The organism is Pseudomonas sp. SH10-3B, from assembly GCF_019891415.1.
Lineage (GTDB): Bacteria > Pseudomonadota > Gammaproteobacteria > Pseudomonadales > Pseudomonadaceae > Aquipseudomonas.
The window spans coordinates 208,858-231,048 of the sequence record NZ_JAFLXD010000005.1; the positions used below are offsets into that span (position 1 = coordinate 208,858).

Annotated in this window: 19 protein-coding genes; 14 read left to right on the forward strand and 5 right to left on the reverse strand. The window is 61.5% G+C overall.

The window, feature by feature from the left end; genetic code table 11:
• The first annotated feature begins 16 nt into the window (after positions 1 to 16).
• The 6 genes from J1G35_RS06400 (at position 17) to J1G35_RS06425 (ending at position 6,744) form a co-directional block, all read left to right on the forward strand.
• On the forward strand, positions 17 to 880 hold the full coding sequence (locus tag J1G35_RS06400) for a LysR family transcriptional regulator (protein ID WP_065938087.1): 864 nt from the start codon (positions 17 to 19) through the stop codon (positions 878 to 880).
• Positions 881 to 1,126: 246 nt separating this feature from the next.
• Complete coding sequence (locus J1G35_RS06405) at positions 1,127 to 2,191, forward strand: putative 2-aminoethylphosphonate ABC transporter ATP-binding protein (protein ID WP_053127924.1); 1,065 nt, start codon at positions 1,127 to 1,129, stop codon at positions 2,189 to 2,191.
• A 1-nt stretch (position 2,192) separates the two neighbouring features.
• Positions 2,193 to 3,899, forward strand: a complete 1,707-nt coding sequence (locus J1G35_RS06410) for a putative 2-aminoethylphosphonate ABC transporter permease subunit (RefSeq protein ID WP_223014123.1) — start codon at positions 2,193 to 2,195, stop codon at positions 3,897 to 3,899.
• Between the two features lie 22 nt (positions 3,900 to 3,921).
• Positions 3,922 to 4,935: a putative 2-aminoethylphosphonate ABC transporter substrate-binding protein gene (locus J1G35_RS06415; protein WP_223014125.1), complete on the forward strand. Its 1,014-nt coding sequence runs from the start codon at positions 3,922 to 3,924 to the stop codon at positions 4,933 to 4,935.
• Between the two features lie 130 nt (positions 4,936 to 5,065).
• Complete coding sequence (locus J1G35_RS06420; RefSeq protein WP_223014127.1) at positions 5,066 to 6,190, forward strand: TIGR03364 family FAD-dependent oxidoreductase; 1,125 nt, start codon at positions 5,066 to 5,068, stop codon at positions 6,188 to 6,190.
• On the forward strand, positions 6,190 to 6,744 hold the full coding sequence (locus J1G35_RS06425; protein ID WP_053127932.1) for a phosphonate degradation HD-domain oxygenase: 555 nt from the start codon (positions 6,190 to 6,192) through the stop codon (positions 6,742 to 6,744). Before J1G35_RS06420 ends, J1G35_RS06425 begins: the two co-directional genes overlap by 1 nt.
• Here the strand turns inward: J1G35_RS06425 and J1G35_RS06430 are convergent.
• Together J1G35_RS06430 and J1G35_RS06435 are read right to left on the reverse strand one after the other, a co-directional pair.
• Positions 6,741 to 8,108, reverse strand: a complete 1,368-nt coding sequence (locus tag J1G35_RS06430; RefSeq protein ID WP_223014129.1) for a DUF3482 domain-containing protein — start codon at positions 8,106 to 8,108, stop codon at positions 6,741 to 6,743. The genes J1G35_RS06425 and J1G35_RS06430 overlap by 4 nt on opposite strands.
• Complete coding sequence (locus tag J1G35_RS06435) at positions 8,101 to 9,480, reverse strand: DUF2868 domain-containing protein (RefSeq protein WP_223014131.1); 1,380 nt, start codon at positions 9,478 to 9,480, stop codon at positions 8,101 to 8,103. Before J1G35_RS06435 ends, J1G35_RS06430 begins: the two co-directional genes overlap by 8 nt.
• Before the next feature lie 69 nt (positions 9,481 to 9,549).
• On the opposite strand from J1G35_RS06435, the gene J1G35_RS06440 reads away from it, so the two are divergent.
• The 3 genes from J1G35_RS06440 (at position 9,550) to J1G35_RS06450 (ending at position 10,662) form a co-directional block, all read left to right on the forward strand.
• Complete coding sequence (locus tag J1G35_RS06440; RefSeq protein WP_223014133.1) at positions 9,550 to 10,062, forward strand: dihydrofolate reductase; 513 nt, start codon at positions 9,550 to 9,552, stop codon at positions 10,060 to 10,062.
• A gap of 83 nt (positions 10,063 to 10,145) precedes the next feature.
• Complete coding sequence (locus J1G35_RS06445) at positions 10,146 to 10,385, forward strand: type II toxin-antitoxin system RelB/DinJ family antitoxin (protein ID WP_065938253.1); 240 nt, start codon at positions 10,146 to 10,148, stop codon at positions 10,383 to 10,385.
• Positions 10,375 to 10,662, forward strand: coding sequence for a type II toxin-antitoxin system RelE/ParE family toxin (locus tag J1G35_RS06450; RefSeq protein ID WP_223014135.1), 288 nt, complete (start codon positions 10,375 to 10,377; stop codon positions 10,660 to 10,662). The genes J1G35_RS06445 and J1G35_RS06450 overlap by 11 nt, the downstream gene beginning before the upstream one ends.
• Positions 10,663 to 10,693: 31 nt before the next feature.
• On the opposite strand, the gene J1G35_RS06455 is transcribed toward J1G35_RS06450, so the two are convergent.
• Entirely contained in the window at positions 10,694 to 12,085 is a 1,392-nt protein-coding gene (locus tag J1G35_RS06455; protein WP_223014137.1) for an L-cystine transporter, read from the reverse strand.
• A gap of 242 nt (positions 12,086 to 12,327) precedes the next feature.
• On the opposite strand from J1G35_RS06455, the gene J1G35_RS06460 reads away from it, so the two are divergent.
• The 4 genes from J1G35_RS06460 (at position 12,328) to J1G35_RS06475 (ending at position 17,647) form a co-directional block, all read left to right on the forward strand.
• The gene (locus J1G35_RS06460) at positions 12,328 to 13,386 is read left to right on the forward strand and encodes a hypothetical protein (RefSeq protein WP_053127943.1); all 1,059 of its coding nucleotides are present in this window, start codon (positions 12,328 to 12,330) and stop codon (positions 13,384 to 13,386) included.
• A gap of 204 nt (positions 13,387 to 13,590) precedes the next feature.
• Positions 13,591 to 14,124, forward strand: a complete 534-nt coding sequence (locus J1G35_RS06465; RefSeq protein ID WP_223014139.1) for an RNA polymerase sigma factor — start codon at positions 13,591 to 13,593, stop codon at positions 14,122 to 14,124.
• A complete protein-coding gene (locus J1G35_RS06470; RefSeq protein WP_223014141.1) occupies positions 14,121 to 15,068 on the forward strand; it encodes a FecR family protein in 948 nt (315 codons plus the stop codon). The genes J1G35_RS06465 and J1G35_RS06470 overlap by 4 nt, the downstream gene beginning before the upstream one ends.
• 131 nt (positions 15,069 to 15,199) lie before the next feature.
• A complete protein-coding gene (locus J1G35_RS06475; RefSeq protein ID WP_223014143.1) occupies positions 15,200 to 17,647 on the forward strand; it encodes a TonB-dependent receptor in 2,448 nt (815 codons plus the stop codon).
• Positions 17,648 to 17,739: 92 nt separating this feature from the next.
• On the opposite strand, the gene J1G35_RS06480 is transcribed toward J1G35_RS06475, so the two are convergent.
• Positions 17,740 to 19,176, reverse strand: a complete 1,437-nt coding sequence (locus J1G35_RS06480; RefSeq protein WP_223014145.1) for a hypothetical protein — start codon at positions 19,174 to 19,176, stop codon at positions 17,740 to 17,742.
• A 124-nt stretch (positions 19,177 to 19,300) separates the two neighbouring features.
• A complete protein-coding gene (gene ilvD / locus J1G35_RS06485; protein ID WP_053127945.1) occupies positions 19,301 to 21,142 on the reverse strand; it encodes a dihydroxy-acid dehydratase in 1,842 nt (613 codons plus the stop codon).
• 414 nt (positions 21,143 to 21,556) lie between these two features.
• Between ilvD and J1G35_RS06490 the strand changes: the two genes are divergently transcribed.
• On the forward strand, positions 21,557 to 22,015 hold the full coding sequence (locus J1G35_RS06490) for a transposase (protein WP_053127946.1): 459 nt from the start codon (positions 21,557 to 21,559) through the stop codon (positions 22,013 to 22,015).
• Positions 22,016 to 22,191 lie beyond the last annotated feature (176 nt).

Sequence of the window (22,191 nt, forward strand, 5' to 3'; positions counted from 1 at the left end):
AGGATGAGAGGGTGGTGTGCTGAGTGCCGAGTTGAAGGCGTTTTTTATGGTCGCCCGCCTGGGCAGCATTACCCAGGCGGCGAAAAAACTCGGCCTGAGCCAGCCCACGGTCACCACCCAGATTCGCAACCTGGAAAGCCAGTACGGCGTTGAGCTGTTCTACCGTGGCGGGCGCCGCCTCACCGTCAGCGACGAAGGCGCGCGCCTGCTGCCGATGGTCAAGACGTTGCTGCAGCAGGAAGCAGACATCGAGTTTTTCCTGCGTAACAGCGGCCAGGTCCAAGGGGCGCTGAGAATTGCCGCGACGGCGCCGTACTACATCCTCGACCTGGTCAAAGCCTTTCGTGAACGCCTGCCGCAAGTGGAAGTGTCGGTGGAAATCGGCAACTCCCAGCAGGTGCTCGAAGCGCTGGACGATTACCGCGTCGATGTCGCGGCCTCCTCGCAGTTGCTTGAAGACCCGCGCCTGATCCGCCGCGTACTCGGCACCGACCCGCTGGTGCTGGCGGTGCACCGCAATCACCCACTGGCCAAGCTCGACCATGTGCCGCTCAGCGCGTTGGCCGGGCATACGCTGTTGATGCGTGAAGCGGGCTCCACCACGCGGCGGCTCACGGAAGAGATGCTGCAAGGTGCCGGCGTGAGTTACGGGCCGCTGCTGGAAATCGGCAGCCGTGAATCGATCCGCGAAGCGGTGCTGCGCAATATCGGCATCAGCATCATCGCCCGCCAGGAAGTGCCCCACGACCCGCAGTTGCGGGTGCTGACCATCGAGAATGCGCCGCAGATTCCGGAGTATCTGTACTGCCTCAAAGAACGAAAAGGCGCTCGCCTACCGGCGGCGTTTTTGGGGTTGGCGCAGGAAATGTCGCCGATCTAAAGCCTTGTAGTGGCTTTGGGGACCAATCGGGAGCAAGCCCCCTCCCACAGGTGGCCGCATTTCCATGTTGGAACTCGGTCAAATGTGGGAGGGGGCTTGCCCCCGATGGCGATGTACCCGGCAACTCAGCTCTTAGAGTCCTACACAAATCTGCGAATACCACTATCGCCGCGTTTTGCCTTTCTGCCACAAGAGGGACGCATTGCCTGCCTAGCATGGCCTTCATCAGTTTGATGAGGTGCCACCATGAACACAGTCCTGACCCAACCCGGCGCGCCGATGAAAGTGCGCGCTATCCAGAAACGCTTCGGCGCCTTTACTGCGCTCGACAACGTGTCCCTGGACGTGGCTGCCGGCGAGCTGGTGTGCCTGCTGGGCCCTTCCGGCTGCGGCAAGACCACGTTGCTGCGCTGCATCGCCGGCCTGGAACGCCAGGACAGCGGCGAACTTTACCTGGGTGACCGCGATGTTTCCCTGCTGCCGCCCCAGGCTAGGGACTACGGCATTCTGTTCCAGTCCTACGCGCTGTTTCCTAATCTCACCGTCGAAGCGAACATCGGCTACGGCCTCACCGGCAGCGGTCGCGATGAAGTGCGCCAGCGTGTCGGCCAGATGCTGGAGCTGGTGGGGCTACTCGGCAGTGAAAAGAAATACCCCGGCCAGCTCTCCGGCGGCCAGCAGCAGCGCGTCGCCCTGGCCCGTGCGCTGGCGCCGGCCCCGTCGTTGCTGTTGCTGGATGAGCCGATGTCGGCCCTAGACGCCCGTGTGCGCGAACACCTGTGCACCGAGCTGCGCCAGCTGCAACGGCGCCTCGGTATCACCACCTTGATGGTCACCCACAACCAGGACGAAGCCATGTTGATGGCCGACCGCATCGCCGTAATGAACAACGGCAAGGTCGAACAATACGCCACGCCCCAGGAGATTTACGACCGTCCGGCCACGCCGTTTGTGGCGGAGTTTGTCGGCCAGGGCAATTGGCTGCCGTTCAGCCGCAACAGTGCCAGCCATGCCCAGGTCGGCGGGATGAATATGCGACTGGCCGAGGATGCTGGCGTGGCCAAGTCCGGCCGACTGTTTTGCCGCCCGGAAGCGATCAACGTCAACCCGCCGGTGCATGAAGAAAACCTGTTCCCGGCCAAGGTTCGCGAGATCACCTTCCTCGGCAACCGCTGCCGCATGAGTTTCGAGCTGGAGCAACTGCCCGGCCATCCGCTGCTGGCCGAACTGGCCCCGGAAGCCATGCCGCGCCTGGGCGCCCAGGACATCTGGGTTGCCTTGCCGCCGCGCAGTCTGCAGGTGTTTGCCTGAGATGGCCGCTGTCATGACGCTGCCGCGCCAGGTGTCCCGCGCCGAAACCGGCGACCGTATTTTCGTGGTCGGCGGCAAACTGCTCTGGCTGTTGCTGCTGGGCATCGCCGTATTGCTGCCATTGCTGGCGATCTTCTGGCGCGGCTTCAGCAGTGAAGCCGGGCAGGGCGGTGGCCTGGTCGCCGCGCGGGAGTTGGTCACCAGCGCCAACTTCCATTGGCTGCTGGGCAATAGCCTGAAAGTCTCCCTCAGCGTGGCGGCCATTGTCGTACCGCTGGCCTACCTGTTTGCCTACGCCCTGCAACGCACGTTGATTCCCGGCAAGGCCATCTGGCGCGGCCTGTCGCTGCTGCCGCTGATGGCACCGTCGATGCTGCCAGGGATTGCACTGGTCTATCTGTTCGGTAACCAGGGCCTGTTGCGCGGGCTGCTCTCGGACAACATCTACGGCTTCTGGGGCATTGTGCTCGGTGAAGTGATCTACACCTTCCCCCATGCCCTGATGATTTTGCTGTCGGCGCTGTCCCTGGCCGATGCGCGTTTATTCGACGCGGCCTCGAGCATGGGCGCCAGCCCTGCGCGGGCGTTCCGCAGCATCACCTGGCCGGCCACGCGCCAGGCGGTGTTTGCCGCGTCCTGCCTGGTGTTCACCCTGACCATCACGGATTTCGGCGTGCCCGTGGTGGTCGGTGGGGATTACCAAGTGCTGGCGCTGGAAGCCTACAAGGCGGTGGTCGGCCAGCAACAGTTTGGTCGGGGGGCGTTGATCGGCATGGTGTTGCTGCTGCCGGCGCTGTTCAGCTTTGGCGTTGATGCCTGGTTGCGTCGCCGCCAAGGTGACGGCATGAGTGGCCGCGCCCAAGTCTTCCAGCCAGTGCCGTCGCGTTTACGGGATGGCTGCTACCTGCTCATCGTGCTGCTGATCTGTGCCGTGTTGCTGCTGGTGTTCGGCATGGCGGTGTACTCCTCGCTGGTGAAGTTCTGGCCGTACAACCTGTCACTGTCGCTCAGCCACTACCAGTTCGAAGACACGGCCGGCGGCGGTTGGCTGGCCTATCGCAACAGCTTGACCCTGGCGTTGTGCACGGCGTTGATCGGCAGCGTGTTGATCTTCACCGGCGCCTACCTGATGGAAAAGACCAAGGGCCAGAAGGGCCTGAACCTGGCGCTGCGCATGCTCAGCTTTGTGCCGATGGCCGTGCCTGGGTTGGTGTTGGGCCTGGGCTACGTGTTCTTTTTCAACCTGAGTGGCAACCCGCTGCATGTGTTCTACGGCACCATGACCCTGCTGGTGGTGTGCACCATTGCTCACTATCTGACCACCGCACAGATGACCGCCACCACCGCGCTGCGCCAACTGGACGCCGAGTTCGAAGCGGCAGCGCTGTCGCTCAAGGCGCCGCTGTATCGCCATTACTTGAAAGTCACGGTGCCGATCTGCCTGCCGGCGCTGCTGGACATCGTGCGCTACCTGTTTGTGTCGGCGATGACCACCGTGTCCGCCGCGATCTTCCTCTACAGCCCCGACACCATCCTCGCCGCCGTCGCCGTGCTGAACATGGACGACGCCGGCAACGTGGGCGGCGCGGCGGCCATGTCGACCCTGATCCTGTTCACCTCGGCCGGCGTTTCGCTGCTGCTGGCGTGGGCTTCACGTGGCGCCTTGCGCCGCTCCCAAGCCTGGCGCCAGACCGCGCCCGGCCAATAAACATCCCTGAAGGAGGTGCTCCATGTTCAAGCCCCTGGCGCTGGTCGCTGCCGTACTCACTGCATTCAGCCTGAATGCCTTCGCCAAGACCGAGTTGACCGTGTACACGGCCCTTGAAGCCGAGCAGTTGAAGACCTACAAAAAAGCCTTCGAACAGGCCAACCCGGACGTCGAGATCAAATGGGTGCGCGACTCTACCGGCATCATTACCGCCAAGCTGCTGGCCGAAAAAGACCGCCCGCAAGCCGACGTGGTCTGGGGCCTGGCTGCATCGAGCCTGGCGATCCTCGATCAGCAAGGCATGCTGGACAACTACGCCCCCAAGGACCTGGACAAGATCGGCAAGAATTACCGTGACGCCGCCAACCCACCGGCCTGGGTCGGTATGGATGTGTGGGCCGCGACCATTTGCTTCAACACGGTCGAAGCCGAGAAACAGGGCCTGACCAAACCGGTCAGTTGGCAAGACCTGACCAAGCCCGAGTACAAGGGCAAGATCGTGATGCCCAACCCGGCATCGTCCGGCACCGGCTTCCTGGATGTGAGCGCCTGGCTGCAGACCTTCGGCGAGAAGCAGGGCTGGCAGTACATGGATGACTTGCACCAGAACATCGGCCAGTACGTACATTCGGGCTCCAAACCCTGCAAGCTGGCGGCTTCGGGTGAGTTCCCGATTGGTATTTCCTTCGAATACCCGGCCGTGCAGTTGAAACGCCAGGGCGCACCGCTGGACATCATCCTGCCGAAGGAAGGCCTGGGCTGGGACATCGAAGCCACCGCCGTGATCAAGGGCACCGCCCATGCGGACGCGGCGAAAAAACTCGCGGATTTCTCCGCTAGTACAGCGGCAATGGACCTGTACAAGGACAACTTTGCCGTGCTCGCCCAGCCGGGTATCGCCAAGCCGCAGACCGAATTGCCGGCCGACTACGAGCAGCGTTTGATCAAGAACGACTTTGCCTGGGCGTCGAAGAATCGCGACAGCATTTTGACCGAATGGCGTAAGCGCTATGACGGCAAGTCGGAAAAACAATAATTTTCACCTCTACCTGTAGGAGCGAGCTTGCTCGCGAAGAACGAATAGACGGCGCGGATAACCTGAAGCGCTGCCTTATCGTTGACGTTCTTCGCGAGCAAGCTCGCTCCTACAGAGGGTTGCATATTCCATGACAGATTTACTGATCATCGGTGCCGGCATCCTCGGCCTGTCCCACGCCTACGCCGCCGCCAGGCGCGGGCTCAAGGTCAAGGTGTTCGAGCGCAGCGCCACGCCGCTGGGCGCCTCGGTACGCAACTTCGGCCAGGCCCTGGTCACCGGGCAGCCGCCGGGGCCGATGTTCGACCTGGCACGACAAAGCCGTGAAATCTGGGGGCATTGGGCACATGAGGCGGGCCTTCAATTGAAGCGCAACGGCTCGTATCTATTCGCTCGCACCGAAGCCGAAGAGCATCTGCTGGAAGCCTTCTGCGCCGGCCGCGCGCGCGAGCACGGCTACAACGTCGACTTGTTGCAAGGCGCGGCGTTGAAAGATCTTTATGGCGGCCAGTTCCGTCATCACCGCGCCGCGCTGCATGGCAAGGACGACCAGCAACTGTATTCGCGCGAGGCGATACCGGCGCTGATCCACTACCTGAGCCAGCAACTGGGTGTGGAATTTTACTTCTCCACCCTGGTGCGCGATGTCGAATCGGGCCAGGTGCACAGCACGGCGGGCAGCTTTCGTGGCGAGCAGGTCATCGTCTGTTCCGGTCACGATTATCAAACCCTGTTGGCCGAGGCCATCGCCGAACTCAACCCGCAGATCTGCCGCCTGCAAATGCTGCGCGCCCGGCCTGCGCTTAACCTCAACCTGCAACACGCGTTGCTCACCGGCCTCAGTTGCGTGCATTACGGCGCCTTTGCCGACCTGCCTGAAGCCGCGCCGGTGCAGGCGCAGATCCTGCGCGATGCGCCGCACCTGCATGCACACGGGATTCACCTGTTGATCAGCCCCACGCCCCATGGCGAACTGATCATCGGCGACTCCCACGACTACGGCAGCGATGCCTCGCCGTTCAATGCCGAGCAGGTAGATGACTGGATGATCGAGTTGGCCGAGCAGACCTTGGGTTGCAAGATCCAGGTAGTGGAACGCTGGCAGGGCGTCTACGGTGCCAGGGGCCCGGCGCCGTTTTCATTTGTGCAGGCCGCACCTGGCGTGAGCGTTGCCTTGATGCACACCGGCGTGGGCATGAGCGTGGGGCCGGCGATGGCCGAGCGCAATATCACAACACTGTGGGGGCAAGCGTGATGAACCCGGAACAGGCGATTGCCGCAGTCTTCGGTTTATACGAGCAGCACGGCACGGCGGATTACATCGGCGAGCCGGTGTCGCAGATCGAGCACATGTCCCAGGCCGCGCAGTTGGCCATGGCCGAGGGCTTCGATGATGAGGTGGTATTGGCGGCGTTCTTCCACGACATCGGCCATCTCTGCGGCCAGGATGGCGAGAACATGGGCGGTTACGGCGTGGTCAGCCATGAGCGTTTGGGCGCGGATTATTTGCGCCGTGCAGGCTTCAGTGAGCGCCTGGCCAGGCTGGTGGAGTACCACGTCCAGGCCAAGCGCTACCTGACGTTCAGCCAGCCGGACTACTACGCACGCTTGAGCGAGGCCAGCCGCCGCACCCTGGGTTACCAGGGCGGCGTGATGACGGCCGAGGAGGCTCGGGCGTTTGAGCAAGACCCGCTGTGTCAGGTCAGCCTGCGCATGCGCTACTGGGATGAACAGGCCAAGCAAATGCACGTACCGGTGCTCGACCTGCAAGTGCTCAAGGCCAAGGCCCGGCAGCTGCTGGCGGCTTAAGTCTCGTCGAGGCGCTGGGCCAGGGCTTCGACCTGTTCCTGGCGCTCGGCCTGGCTCAGTTTGGCGTGGGGGTTGAGGGATGACCACTGCGGGTGGGCGCGGGCTTTGTGCAACGCGTCGGGCAATTTGCCTTCGCGCCAGGTCTTGTCCTGGGGCGTATCGACCTTGATGCTGTGCATCGCCGCATGGCCGCGCAGGTTCAGGGCCTTGAGCAACTGGCGCTGGCGCAGGGCGAGCAGGCGCAGCACGCTGTCGTCCACCGTCAGCTCGCGCTGGCCCTTGATCTTGCCCAGCAGGCGGCTGCCGTAGCTGCGTGCGGTTTGCAACGCGCCACCGGCGATGGCGCCTGCGAGGGCGGCGGCGCCGAGGGTCAGCCCGCCGACCAGCAGGTCCACCCCGGCCCCGGCCGCTGCGCCTGCGGCGATGCCACCGCCGACGCGCACGCCGAGTTGCTTGAGGGTTTCCGGGTTGAACAGGTCATCCCCCCAGCGCCCGTCCAGCAACGGTAAATCGCTGGCGGCGGCGTCCTGGGGGCGAAAGCCGAACAGCTTGAGCAAGGCCTCCACGCATTTTTGTTCGCGCTGACGCACCGCCTTGCGCAAATCGCTGATGGCTTGTTGCTCATCTTCAGTCACCACGCTGCGTCGGCACGCGGCGCAGTCGATCAGCAGTTCGGCAATCAACCGCGCGGCGCTCTGTTGACGGGCCTGGCGTTGGGCTTCCTGGTCAAGAATCAGTCTTTCTAACTGCGGACGGGCGTTTTCCAGCAGCAGGGCGAGGCTTTCATACAGGCGGCGTTCGCCGTCTTCCGGCGGCGCGACGCTGTCGAAACGCACCAGCGCATGCAGGCCCAGGCGCGCCAGGGCTTCACGCCAGTCCGGCTCGCGGTGGTCGCTGCTGCTGACGAAGTTGAGCACCGGCAGCAACGGTTTGCCGCAACTGGCCAGCACTTGCAGTTCGTCACGGTACTTGGCCAGCACCGGTTCGCGAGCGTCGATCACATACAGGCCGGCGTCCGAGGCCAGCAGTTGGCGCAGCACCTTGGCTTCCTGTTCGAAACGCTGGCGGGCTTCGCTGCCTTCCAGGAACCGCGCCAGGCGGGCTGGGCCGTCCAAGCGTTCGCCGGGGCGATCCAGGCGTTCCAGGTAGTCGAGCAGGGCGATGGCATCTTCCAGGCCGGGTGTGTCGTACAGCTCCAGCAAGGCTTCGCCGTCGACCGACAAGCGCGCACCTTCGACATGCCGCGTGGTGCTGGGGCGATGGGAGACTTCACCGAAACCGACGTCACGGATAAGGGTGCGCAGCAGCGAGGTCTTGCCGACGTTGGTGTGGCCGACCACGGCGAGTTTCAGCGGTTTAGTCATGACCGGTCTCCAGCCAGTTCAACGGCGCGCAGTCGGCGAACGGCAGCTCCAGTTGTTGCAGCGCGGTGTGCCAATCGCCCAGGCGTTCGGCATCCAATGCCTGGCCCGCTGGGGCTTGCAGCAGCCACACACGAGTGGCGGTGGCGCTGCGCGCGAGTTCGGCGATCAGCGCCAGGCTGCCACGGTCCGGCGAGCGGCGCGGGTCGCAGGCGATGACCAGGCGCGCGGGCGGGAAGCGGCTGAGTTGCTCCAGGAGCTTGCTGCGCGATTCGCGGCTGTCGAGGATTCCCGCGTTCTTTACATTCGCCGGCAGCTTGGGGGGCCAGGGGTGCTGATCGTCCAGTTCGATGGCGACGAGTAAGGCGCCGTCGCTGTCCAGCTCACTGACGCCTCCGGTGACGTGGTGCAGTTGTTCCGGCGCGGCGTCGTTGACCCCAAGGCGCTCGCTGCTGGGCATCAGGCGTTCGCGCAGTGGGCTGTAGCCGGGCAGGTTGAGGTCCAGGCGCAAGGCGGCGCGCCCGCGTTTCCAGCGCCACAGGCACAGCAGGGCGAGGATCAACCTTGGCAGCAGGCCGTAGACCAGCAATACGCCGACCAACCAGGCGGCCCACGCCTGGCGGGCGCTTTCGATATTCAGTGCGGAGTCGCCGCTGGCGCGGATCATCTCGACGGTCGGCACATTGAAGCCCAGCAGGGCGGGCAGGGTGCCGAGGGCCTGGGTCACGGCGACAAAGGTGTCGGCGCCGAGGATGGTGGTTTCCCAGACAAAACCGTAACGGCGGGTGGTGAGCAGCGTCAGCAGAATCACCAGCGCGCTGAGCAGCGCCAGCAACCACAGGCTGTTGACCAGCACACCGACCGCCCAGCGATTGAGTTTCTGCCGTTGCAGCAACAGCAGCAACGCCGGGGCCAACTGGGCGGCCTTGGCATCGCGCGCAAGCTTTTCACTGAGCCACAGCCACAGCCGCCCGAGACTGGCGCCGTGCTCGCCGGCAAACAGCAGCCCCAACGCCCAGCTCAACAGCAGGATCAGGTTCAAGCCGAGCAGGCTGCCCAGGGCCCAAAACACATTCACCGGGGTCAAGCCGTTGCCCAGCGCAGCAAAGGCCAGGCCCGCGCCGCTGATGACAGCCACCACCGCCAGCAGCACCAGGGCCAGGCGTGCGCCTTGCAGCCAGCGCGTGAGGGCGGCGGTCAGGCCATCGCGCTCGGCCAGGTGCAGGGCGCGCTGCTGGATGCGCGTCGGCAGGTCGCCGCCCGCCGTGCGGGCGAGGCGATTGGCTTCCTGGTCTTCCAGGGGGCCGGCGTGTTCTTCACGCAGGCGCACGGTTTCCGTCAGCCAGAGTTTTTGCAGGGGGTTCAGTGCGGTCACGCGTCTTCCTGTCGTGCAAGTGAGCTTGGAGCATAACCGCTGGTTCGTGGCTCTGGTATTCTCGTCGCCATGAAAAAAACTCTCCCTTTAAGCCTGATCGCAGCCCTCGGTGAAAACCGCGTGATCGGCGTCGACAACAGCATGCCCTGGCATTTGCCGGGGGATTTCAAATACTTCAAGGCCACCACGCTCGGCAAGCCGATCATCATGGGGCGCAAGACCTGGGACTCCCTGGGCCGACCGCTGCCGGGGCGCTTGAACCTGGTGGTCAGTCGTCAGACCGATCTGGTGCTTGAAGGTGCGGAAGTTTTTCCGTCACTCGATGCCGCCGTCGCGCGGGCTGAAGCCTGGGCGCTGGAGCAGGGCGTGGATGAGCTGATGCTCATCGGCGGCGCGCAGTTATATGCGCAGGGGCTGGAACAGGCGGATCGCCTGTACCTGACGCGCGTGGCGCTGAGTCCGGAAGGGGATGCGTGGTTTCCGGCGTTTGATGCGAGCCAGTGGAAGTTAGTGTCGAACGTCGAGAATCCGCCGGAAGGGGACAAGCCGGCGTACAGCTTTGAGGTTTGGGAAAAGGCCTGACTGGCACCAGATTAGTCAGACTTGCAAAAGAAGCCTCGATGCATCACTGTAATGACCAATGTCTTTACAGTGAGGGCTGCCCCATGGCCTCTATCAACGTACGTATCGACGACGACCTTAAGGCTCGTGCTTATCACGAGTTGGAAAAGCTCGGCGTCACCCCATCGGAATTAATGCGGCAAGCCTTGCAGTACGTGGCAGACCGCGGCCAGTTACCTTTCAAGCCTGTCCTCATGACTGAAGATGATGAGGCCTTGTTGGCAACAGTTCGGGAGCGGCTGGCTGCGCCTCAGCGGGTGAAGGTCTCACTGGATGACCTATGAGCTGGATTTCGATGCACGGGCTTTGAAGGAATGGCACAAACTGGGCGATACCGTTCGTCAACAGTTTAAAAAGAAGCTGGTCGAGATCCTGAACAATCCACGTATTGAAGCCAGCCGTCTGCATGGCTTGCCCGATTGCTACAAAATCAAGCTTCGCAGCAGCGGTTATCGGTTGGTGTATCAAGTCATTGATCAGGAGATCACGGTGTTTGTCGTGGCTGTCGATAAGCGTGAGCGTGATGAGGTCTACCGAAAGGCTGCTGATCGTCTGAGCTAGCAAGGAGTGAGGTCCCTACTAGCTTATTACGTTAGGCCTGCGCCAACTCCCCATGCTCATCCGCATCCAACAACGCTTTATCCGTCTGCCCCATGATCTGGCTGGTAATCGCACCCGCCGTCATCGAACCATTCACGTTCAGCGCCGTACGGCCCATGTCGATCAGCGGCTCCACGGAAATCAGCAGCGCCACCAGTGACACCGGTAAGCCCATGGCCGGGAGCACGATCAGCGCGGCGAAGGTCGCGCCGCCGCCCACGCCCGCCACACCGGCCGAACTCAGGGTCACAATCGCTACCAGGGTCGCGATCCACAGCGGGTCCAGCGGGTTGATGCCCACGGTCGGCGCCACCATCACCGCCAACATGGCAGGGTAGAGACCGGCGCAGCCGTTCTGGCCGATGGTCGCGCCAAACGAGGCGGCGAAGCCGGCGATGGATTGCGGGATGCCCAGGCGGCGGGTCTGCGCTTCAATGCTCAGCGGGATGGCCGCCGCGCTGGAGCGGCTGGTGAAGGCAAAGGTCAGCACTGGCCAGACCTTGCGGAAGAAGCGCAGTGGGTTGATCCCGGCCAGGGACAGCAGCAGGCCGTGCACCACGAACATCAGGCCCAGGGCCAGGTACGACACCACGACAAAACTGCCGAGCTTGATGATGTCCTGCAGGTTGGAACCAGCGACCACTTTGGTCATCAGCGCCAGTACACCGTACGGGGTCAGCTTCATCACCAGGCGCACCAGGCGCATCACCCAGGCTTGCAGGGTGTCGATGGCGTTGATGACTTTCTGGCCTTTTTCCACGTCATCCTTGAGCAGTTGCAGTGCGGCCACCCCGAGGAATGCCGCGAAAATCACCACGCTGATGATCGACGTCGGCTTGGCCCGCGCCAGGTCGGCGAACGGGTTGGCGGGCACGAACGAGAGCAGCAACTGCGGGATATTCAGGTCGGCAACCTTGCCCGCGTAATCGTTCTGGATCACTTGCAGGCGCGCCATTTCCTGGGTGCCAGCCACCAGGCCTTCAGCGGTGAGGCCGAACAGGTTGGTCAGGCCGATACCTATCAGCGCTGCGATGGCGGTGGTGAACAGCAGCGTACCGATAGTCAGGAAGCTGATCTTGCCCAGGGACGAGGCGTTATGCAGGCGCGCCACGGCACTGAGGATCGAGGCGAATACCAGCGGGATCACGATCATTTGCAGCAATTGCACGTAGCCGTTGCCGACCAGGTCGAACCAGCCGATGGACGCCTTGAGGACCGGGTTACCGTCGCCATAAATAGCGTGCAACGCCGCACCAAACACCACGCCAAGCACCAGCGCGAACAGGACCTTCTTGGCGAGGCTCCAGTTTGTGCGGCGGGTTTGTGCCAGGCCCAGCAACAGGGCCACGAACACCAGTAAGTTGAGGATCAGGGGCAGATTCATTGAAGCTCCGTTGAGAGGGCAGCCAATCGCGTGAGCCTGCGATTGCGAACCGGAAATCCTAACAGCTTGAAATATATTGATTTAATACCAATATGGAATGGTGACTGTCGTTTTTGGAATAAGCGTTTGACGCTCAGGCATACGCCCGTGACGGAATCAGGACGCGCACCGTCGTGCTTGCGTTGGGAACTGTCACAGGGATTTGTTAGCGTTCATGTCTTTCACTCAGGGAGACAACGCCTATGAAGCTCGCGCCGAAACTACTAGTCGCCGCATTCTGCCTCGGACTCGCCAGCCAGGCGTTCGCCGCCACCGAGTTGAAACACTGGCCGGCACCTGCCGCCAAACAACTGAACGAGATGATCGCCGCGAACGCCAACAAGGGTAATTTCGCGGTGTTCGACATGGACAACACCAGCTACCGCTACGACCTCGAAGAGTCCCTGCTGCCCTACATGGAAAACAAGGGCCTGATCACCCGCGACAGCCTCGATCCGTCGCTCAAGCTTATGCCGTTCAAAGACACCGCCGACCATAAGGAAAGTCTGTTCAGTTACTACTACCGCCTCTGCGAAGTCGACGACATGGTCTGCTACCCGTGGGTCGCGCAGGTGTTTGCAGGCTTCACCCTCAAGGAACTCAAGGTCCAGGTGGATGAGTTGATGGCCTCCGGCAAGCCGGTGCCGGTCAGCTACTTCGAAGGCGACGTGGTGAAGACATCCGAGGTACAGCCGCCGAAAGTCTTCACCGGCCAGGCCGAGCTTTACAACAAGCTGATGGAAAACGGCATTGAGGTCTACGTGATGACCGCCGCATCAGAGGAACTGGTGCGCATGGTCGCGGCTGATCCGAAATACGGTTACAACGTCAAACCCGAGAATGTCATCGGCGTGACGACCTTGCTCAAGGACCGCAAGACCGGCGAACTGACCACCGCACGCAAACAGATCGCCGCCGGCAAATACGACGAAAAAGCCAACCTCGGCCTGGAGCTGACCCCCTACCTGTGGACCCCGGCGACCTGGATGGCCGGCAAGCACGCGGCAATCCTGACCTACATCGATGAATGGAAAAAACCGGTGATCGTCGGTGGCGATACGCCGACCAGCGACGGCTACATGCTGTTCCACGATGTGGACGTGGCCAAGGGCGGCATCCACCTGTGGATCAACCGCAAGGACAAATACATGACCCAACTCAACGGCATGATCGCCAAGCATGCGGCGGCCCAGGCCAAGGAAGGGTTGCCGGTGACGGCGGACAAGAACTGGGTGATCGTCAAGCCGGACGAGATTCAGTAACACCGAGTCGCCTGCGTCCCAGGCAAGCCAGCTCCCACATTTTTAAGGTGTTCACACATCAAATGGTGGGAGGGGGCTTGCCCCCGATGGCTGTCTGAATAGCACTACAAAACCCAGCCTAAAATAGATATCAATTGCGAACAAATCTCATCCTCTGCTAGCGTGCGCACTTCCTGAACATCCCGTTCTTCTCAAGGTAGTGCTGTGCTCTCCTGGAATTCGCAGATCGCGCGCCTGTTCGCGGAGCAGAAGAAGGCCCTCGAAGCCTTCGTCACCCGCCGCACCGGCAGTGCCCAGGTGGCCGCCGACCTGACCCAGGAATCGTTCCTGCGCCTGGCCCGGCTGGACTCCGGAGAGAAGATCGACAACCTCCCGGCCTTCCTCTTCACCATCGCCAGCAACCTGGTGCGCGACCACCAGCGTCAGGCCATCCGCCGCGACCGCCTGGATGCCGGCGAACCCAGCGAAGAACTGCCCTGCAGCAACCCAAGCGCCGACGAGCAATTGGCTGCCTATCAACAGGAGCAACTGATGCAGGACGCGATCCTGGCGCTGCCCAACGCGACTCGGCAGATCTTCCTGCTTTATCATGTCGACGAACTTTCCTACCGCGAGATTGGCGAACGCCTGTCGATCACCCCGCGCAGTGTGGAATACCAATTGCGTCGGGCCTTGATCGAATGCCGTGCCTTTATCAAGGCGCGACTGGCCTGTGATGAACAAGGACGCCGGTCATGAGCGCCGCACCCTCTGCCGACGAGTTGTTTGCCGAAGCGTCCGGCTGGTATTTCCGTCTTCAGGCTGAAGACGTCACGGCGGCTGAAATCGAGGCGTTTTCCGCGTGGCTCGGGCGGGGTGCCGCCCAGGATGATGCGTGGCAGGAAGTTCAGGCGATGCTGGGTGGCCTGCGCGAGCCAGCGCGGGTGATTCGTCGGGCCGAGCAAGCGGCCTGGCGCAAGCCGGCGCGTCGTTGGGCCTGTGCTGCCGCTGTGTTGCTGGCCGTCAGCCTGACGCTGCAGAACACGCCATGGCTGGATCGCCTGCGGGCTGATTACGCCACCGGCACCGGCGAGTCGCGCACCGTCGAACTGGCGGACGGCTCGCAGCTGCAACTCAACACCGACAGCGCTGTGCAGATCCGCATGAGCGCCGGTGAGCGCCAGGTTCGCCTGTTGAGGGGCGAGGGATTTTTCAGTGTGACCAAGGATCCATCGCGGCCTTTCGTGGTGCAGTCCGGCGACGGTTGGGTGAAGGTGGTGGGTACGCAGTTCAGCGTTGCTCGCCGCGATGCGCAGACTCAGGTGCAGGTCGCCCAGGGCAAGGTTCAGGTCAGCTCCGGCGTGGGTGAGCCGGTGTACCTGGAGCCGGGGCGAGCGGTGGAGTATCAGGATCAACGCTTGGCCGCAGTCCACGCGTTCGACCCTGCCAGCGGGTTTGCCTGGCGCCAGCGGCAACTGGTGTTTCGCCAGCAGCCGCTGTCTGAAGTGGTGGCCGAACTGAATCGCTACTGGCCGGGCAAGACGCTGGTGTTTGGCGATGCATTGCGCGATCGCGTGGTGTCCGGCGTATTCGAGATCGATAAACCTGACGCGGTCATCAAGGCACTGGAATACACCCTCAACCTGCGTGCCGAGCATTACACCCCGTATTTGCTGGTGTTGCGCGAAGGCAAAGCGTCCTAGGCGAATCTTTTTCAAAAATCTTTCAGGGTTTCTCCCCAAGCCATCGTCCTTGATCACTGAGGCGTAAATAGTAAGCACTCTCAAGTAGTGCCGCGCCCGTTCACTGACTTTTGCACCGGGGAGCACCACCCATGGCACACCGATTCGCCGCACGGCCCTTGCTGGCGCTGGCCATTTCCTTGGCTTGCGGCACTGCGCCGTTGTCTCTGCAGGCCGCCGAGACCACTCAGGCCCAGACCTACCGCTTCGATATTCCGGGACAAAGCCTGGACGGCGCATTGGCGGCGTTTTCGGCGGTGACGCGGATTCAGGTGTTGGTGCCCAGTGAGTTGACGCAAGGTGTGGCATCGACCGGTGTCAGTGGCAGTCTGGGGCAGCGGGACGCTCTGGCGCGGTTGCTCGCGGGAACGGGGTTGAGTGCGGCCTTTATCAACGCCGATACCGTGACCCTGGAAAAGCGTGTGTCATCAGGCACAGCTCTTGAAGTGGGCGCAACCACCATCAGCGCCGAGCACCTTGGGACGACAACCGAAGGCACCGGCTCCTACACCACCGGCGCAGTGACCATCGGCAAGGGTGAGCAGAAACTCAAGGATATCCCGCAATCGGTCAGCGTCATGACCCGCAAGCAGATGGATGACCAGAACACCACCAAGCTCTCCGAAGTGGTCAAGCGCACCCCGGGCCTGACGGCGACCAAATCACCCGGCCCCGGCATGTTCATCTTTTCCCGTGGCTTCGAAGTGGGCACCCTGCAATACGACGGTGTTGGCATCCCGCGTAACACCTACGCGCTGGGCAGCTACCTCACTGAAAACATGGCGATCTACGACCGTGTGGAAACTCTGCGCGGCCCGGCCGCCTTGCTGCAAGGAGCGAACAGCCCCGGTGGCACCATGAACCTGGTGCGCAAGCGTGGCCAGGAGGTGCCGACAGTCACCATCACCGCCAAGGCAGGCTCCTGGGACCACTATGGCACCCAGGTCGACGCCGGCGGCCCGCTGAACGCCGAGGGCACTTTGCGCGGCCGCTTTGTGGCGGATTACGACACCACCAACTCGTTTGTCGACTACGCCGGCAGCTGGAACCAGACGGTGTATGCCGCCGTGGACTACGACTTCACCCCTGACACCACCGTCGGCGTGGGCATCAGCAACCAGAAAGGTCACTCTCGCCCGAACTTCATGTCTTTGCCGCGTTATGCCAATGGCAGCGACATCGGCCTTGCGCGCTCGACCTTTGTCGGTGCCAGCTGGAACCGTAGCGTCAACAACCAGAACCAAGTGTTCGCCGACCTGGAGCATCGCTTCAACGACGACTGGAAATTGAAAGCCGCCGTGGTGGCCATGGATGAACACAACGATGCCACTTATCAGGCGACGTGGGACGAGATCCCCAATCCGGGCAGTACCGGCAATGTGCGTTATGTGGATTGGGTCACTGACTTCAACAACAAGAGCCGTGGGGTGGACGTCTACGTCAACGGCAAGTTCGAGACCCTGGGGGTGCGCCACGAACTCGTGCTGGGCGCCAATTACTCGAAGCTTACGACCCACGACCTGTACGCCCGGGATGCCACCGACGGTGCGGATATCTTCAACATCGACCACAACCGTGTGCAGCGCGACAAATATCAATTATTCCAGGACGGCTCCGGGTCAAAGAACTGGTATGACATTCGCCAGAAAGGCATCTACGGCACTTGGCGCGTCCAGTTGCTGGACCCGCTGACCCTGATCGTTGGCGCCCGTACCAGTTGGTATGATTTTTCCTACATCGACGAAAGCGGTTTCCAGGGTGTGTACGACGCCCCTACTCAAAGCACCACCCAGACCACTGGCCGGGTCACGCCGTACGCAGGCCTGGTGTATGCCCTCAATGACCAATGGTCGGCCTACGCCAGCTATGCCGATGCATTCGAACCCCAGACCAACCTGACTACATCCGGCAGCATGCTCAAGCCTATCGAGGGCAAAAATTACGAACTGGGCCTCAAAGGTGAATTGGCCGATGGTCGTCTCAATACCTCGTTTGCGATCTTCCGCTACGACCAGGAAAACCGTGGCGTGCAGGACCTGCAAGGGCCGATGAACTGTGGTGGCTGGTACTGCTCGGTCGCGTCGGGCAAGGTCCGCAGCCAGGGCTTTGAAGCCACCTTGAGCGGTGAGGTGCTGCCTGGCCTGCAACTGGCATCCAGTTACACCTACAACACCACCAAGTTCCTCAAGGACAATACTTACGAAGGCAAGATCTTCAGCACCTGGACCCCGAAGCACCTGCTCAAGGTGTGGGGTGATTACCAGTTGTCGGGTGACTGGGAGAAAGTCAGCGTCGGCGCCGGTGTCACCGCGCAAAGCAGCACTGAATCCTATGACCGCAACTTCAATGTGCCGGGCAACGCCCTCTGGGATTCGCGGGTGGCCTACAAAATCAATCAGGAATTCACCGTGGCGGCGAACCTGAACAACATGTTCGACAAGAAGTACTACATCCCGGCGTACAACGCGACCTGGGGCAGCAACTACTATGGCGATCCGCGTAATGTGATGTTTACGATGACCTACACACCGCAGTTCTAAAGCGCTACACCGGTCCCTGTGGGAGCGGGCAAACCTGCCCCCACATTGGATACTCAGTGCTTCCAGGATTGTGGGTATTTAACCCCTCGCAATCATTGCGCCGATTTCAGATCCCAGTTCCACACGCCAAGCATTGTGTTCTCCTGCACCTGAGCGAACAGCCCATAGTCGGCCAGGTACCATGATTTAAAGGTCCAGTCCTGTTTGGGCATTTTCATTGTGATGCACTCCAGCATTCTGGCCGAACCGTGTAAGGCTGGATTCAAGCTGCTTGCGGGTTGCTCACGGACAACGCGGCAGGTCACCGTCCTTGGCTCGCTGGTTTCGAGCGAAGGGCTGCCGTCCGGGTTGACGGATTTTGACCAGGTTCGTGTGTAACTGACGTGGCTGTCGAGGGGCAAGTTGCGCCAGTCGCCTTGAAAGCTCAACGCCACCAAGGCACGTGATTCTGTCTTTTTCTCAGCGGTTTTGCGGTCGATCTTGTGGCTTGCCAATTCAAACAGGCCTCTGAACGTCAGATCTAGAGAAAACCCAAGTGCGGAGTCCTCGGTTTGCACGAGGGTCTGAGCGGACGCGGCATCAGTGCTGATGAGTGTCTGTTTTGTCTGATCACCGATGCGCGCGCCGTTGAAGAGCACGGCCTCATAGTCGTAGTCCAATCGGCCCAGGGCGCTTGGAGGCACCGGCAGTTCCAGGGCTCGGATGGCCGCTAACACTGCCGGATTGGCAACCGGTGTGCTGATGGCCGGCGCCAGTGGCTGGCGCGGCTTGGCCTCAGGTAGCCGGCCCAGCGCTGCGGGTGATTGGCAAGCAGCCTTGAATACCTCTTGGTGGTCGGCAGAAGCCTGCTTCAGCGGCGTTGGATCGAGCTGGACCTGGACACTGCCGTTGGCGACCTGCCGAGCGTCGTCGAGATTGAATTGGCTCAGGCGTGTGATCGTTTGCTTTGTGCAATCAAGGGCCAGTCGCTCTTGGTTTTGCGCCACCAACAACGAGTTCTTGATGATCTGGTAGTGCTGATAACGGTGCGCGGCCCATACGTACAAGAGCCCACCGTTTTGTTCCAGGCTATTGCGGTCCAGAAGCAACCAATCCTGATCAACCGCTGCCGTCAACGCTCGCCAATCGGGTGCGGGCCGTGCTTTGCAGACGTTCTGCAGTTGCGCGCTGTGCTGCAATTGCTGAGCTTGCGGGGCAGGTAAATCGGTGCCCGTTCCATCCAAGTTGGCAAATGGTCTGAAACTGGTCCGAGTCGGGTAGGACATTCTTCCTGGACCTTGGGTGCACGATGCGTCGAACCGAACAATTGCCGGGTTTTGTTTCAGCTCGACCATGTAGGTGATCCGATCACCTTCGCGCACGATGGAGTGGTCCATCGCCGGTAGTGTCAGTGCCTCATTAAACAGTGCCAAGGCTGGATGTACTTGAGGCGCTTGAGAGCTCGGAGGGGTACTGCAACCGGTCAGGATGAGGGTCAGTAAAGAAGCACACCCTGCGGTCGGGTATAGAAAGGTCAAACGTGCGTCCATGTGGGAACCATCCATGAGAATTCTGGCGCGCACTTTATCGCGCCCAGGGTAAAAGGCAAAAACCGGTTGAACGGCCAGGCAAAAAAATGCCCCGCACCAGGCGGGGCTTTTTTATGCGCGAGGCTTACAGGCCGTCGAGCATTGCCTTGTTACGCACAGCACCTTTGTCGGCACTGGTCGCCAACAGGGCATAGGCCTTCAACGCGGTCGTGACTTTGCGCGGACGCTTCTCTACCGGCTTCCAGCCTTTCTTGTCCTGCTCAACCCGGCGTGCCGCCAGTTCTTCATCGCTGATCAACAGGTTGATCGAACGGTTCGGAATGTCGATCAGTACCTTGTCGCCATCCTGCACCAGACCAATCGCGCCGCCGGCAGCAGCTTCAGGCGAAGCGTGGCCGATGGACAGGCCCGAGGTGCCGCCGGAGAAGCGGCCGTCGGTCAGCAAGGCGCAGGCTTTGCCCAGGCCTTTGGATTTCAGGTACGACGTCGGGTAGAGCATCTCTTGCATACCCGGGCCGCCTTTCGGGCCTTCGTAACGGATGATGACGATGTCGCCTTCCTTCACTTCGTCGGCAAGGATGCCGCGAACCGAGCTGTCCTGGCTTTCGTAGATCTTGGCGCGACCTTCAAAGACGTGGATGGATTCATCCACACCGGCGGTTTTCACCACGCAGCCGTCGAGGGCGATGTTGCCGTACAGCACGGCCAGGCCGCCTTCTTTGGAGTAGGCGTGTTCGACACTGCGGATGCAGCCGTTTTCACGGTCGTCGTCGAGGGTGTCCCAACGGGTCGACTGGCTGAACGCGGTCTGGGTCGGGATACCGGCCGGGCCAGCCTTGAAGAAGGTGTGCACGGCTTCGTCGTCAGTCAGGGTGATGTCCCACTTGGCGATGCCTTCGGCCAGGGATTTGCTGTGCACGGTCGGCAGGTCGGTGTGCAGCAAGCCGCCACGGGCCAGGGAGCCTAGGATCGAGAAGATCCCGCCGGCACGGTGCACGTCTTCCATGTGGTACTTCTGGATGTTCGGCGCGACTTTGCACAGTTGCGGCACATGGCGGGACAGACGGTCGATGTCGCGCAGGTCGAAATCGATCTCGGCTTCCTGGGCAGCGGCCAGCAGGTGCAGGATGGTGTTGGTGGAACCGCCCATGGCGATGTCCAGGGTCATGGCGTTTTCGAACGCCTTGAAGTTGGCGATGTTGCGCGGCAACACCGACTCATCGTTCTCGCCGTAGTAGCGCTTGCACAGCTCGACGATGGTACGGCCGGCCTGCAGGAACAATTGCTCGCGGTCGCTGTGGGTGGCCAGGGTCGAACCGTTGCCCGGCAACGCCAGGCCGAGGGCTTCGACCAGGCAGTTCATCGAGTTGGCGGTGAACATGCCGGAGCACGAACCGCAGGTCGGGCAGGCGCTGCGCTCGTATTCCGCGACCTTCTCGTCAGAAGCGCTGGAATCGGCGGCGATGACCATGGCGTCGACCAGGTCCAGGCCATGGGAGGCAAGCTTGGTCTTGCCGGCTTCCATCGGGCCGCCGGAGACGAAGATCACCGGGATGTTCAGGCGCAGGGCGGCCATCAGCATGCCGGGGGTGATCTTGTCGCAGTTGGAGATGCAGACGATGGCGTCGGCGCAGTGGGCGTTGACCATGTACTCCACGGAGTCGGCGATGATCTCGCGGCTCGGCAACGAGTACAGCATGCCGTCGTGGCCCATGGCGATGCCGTCGTCCACGGCGATGGTGTTGAATTCTTTTGCCACGCCGCCAGCGCGTTCGATCTCGCGGGCGACCAGTTGGCCCAGGTCCTTGAGGTGGACGTGGCCCGGTACGAACTGGGTGAACGAGTTGGCAATCGCGATGATCGGCTTCTTGAAGTCGTCATCTTTCATCCCCGTGGCACGCCACAATGCGCGGGCGCCGGCCATGTTGCGGCCGTGGGTGGATGTTTTCGAGCGGTAATCGGGCATTTGAGCACTCCGGGCGGCTAATCAGGTATCAAAGGGGAGTGAGCTTCTATTGACGTCTGGAACACCCGAAAAATGGCACTGGTGTCCGGAAGTTGCCGCAAACGTGACGGGATCGCCGTGCGCATTGGCTTTGAGCTCATAAACCCGCCGGGGGATGACTGGCGATGAATAGGCCCGATTCTACACCGTCTTCCTGTAGGAGCGAGGGGGACGCCTAGTTCTTGCTCGCGAAAAACTCATCGGCGACACGAACTACCTGACAGCGCTGCGTTATCGTTTACGTTTTTCGCGAGCAAGAACTAGGCGTCCCCCTCGCTCCTACACAGGCAAGACATATTCAGAACCACTGTTTAAAGGCCTTTGGATGTTGTGCCTCCTACCGTTTCTCTTCCAATCACAGAAGAGGACGACGGAATGTCCACGCAACAAAATGCCTATCGGCTACGCACCGGGCGTTATTCAGAATCTGGCCGCGTGTACCTGATCACGGCTGTTACCTACCAACGGCAATCAGTTTTTCAGGACTGGCGCATGGGTCGCCTGCTCGTCAGCGAATTCAGGAAAGCTCAGGAAGACGGTGAGGCGACCTCGCTGGCCTGGGTCGTGATGCCTGACCATTTTCATTGGCTGGTCGAACTCCACAATGGCGACTTGCCAAGGTTGATGCGAATAACCAAGTCGCGAAGTGCCCGCGCGATAAATAGTGCGAGGGGTTCCTACGGGACGCTTTGGCAAAAAGGCTATTTCGATCGGGCATTGCGTCGTGAGGAGGACTTGAAAGCAATGGCTCGCTATATCGTCGCGAATCCTTTGCGTGCTGGTTTGGTCGAGCACATTGGTCTGTACCCACTATGGGATGCCATCTGGCTATGACGCACCTTCACTTGTAGGAGCGAGCTTGCTCGCGAAAAACGTAAACGATAACGCAGCGCTATCAGGTAGCCCGCGTCGTGTATGAGTTTTTCGCGAGCAAGCTCGCTCCTACAGTGGCAGGCGTTAGCGCCCGACTCGTAAATTCGTCAACCAGCCCCAGAGGCTGAGCACGATGA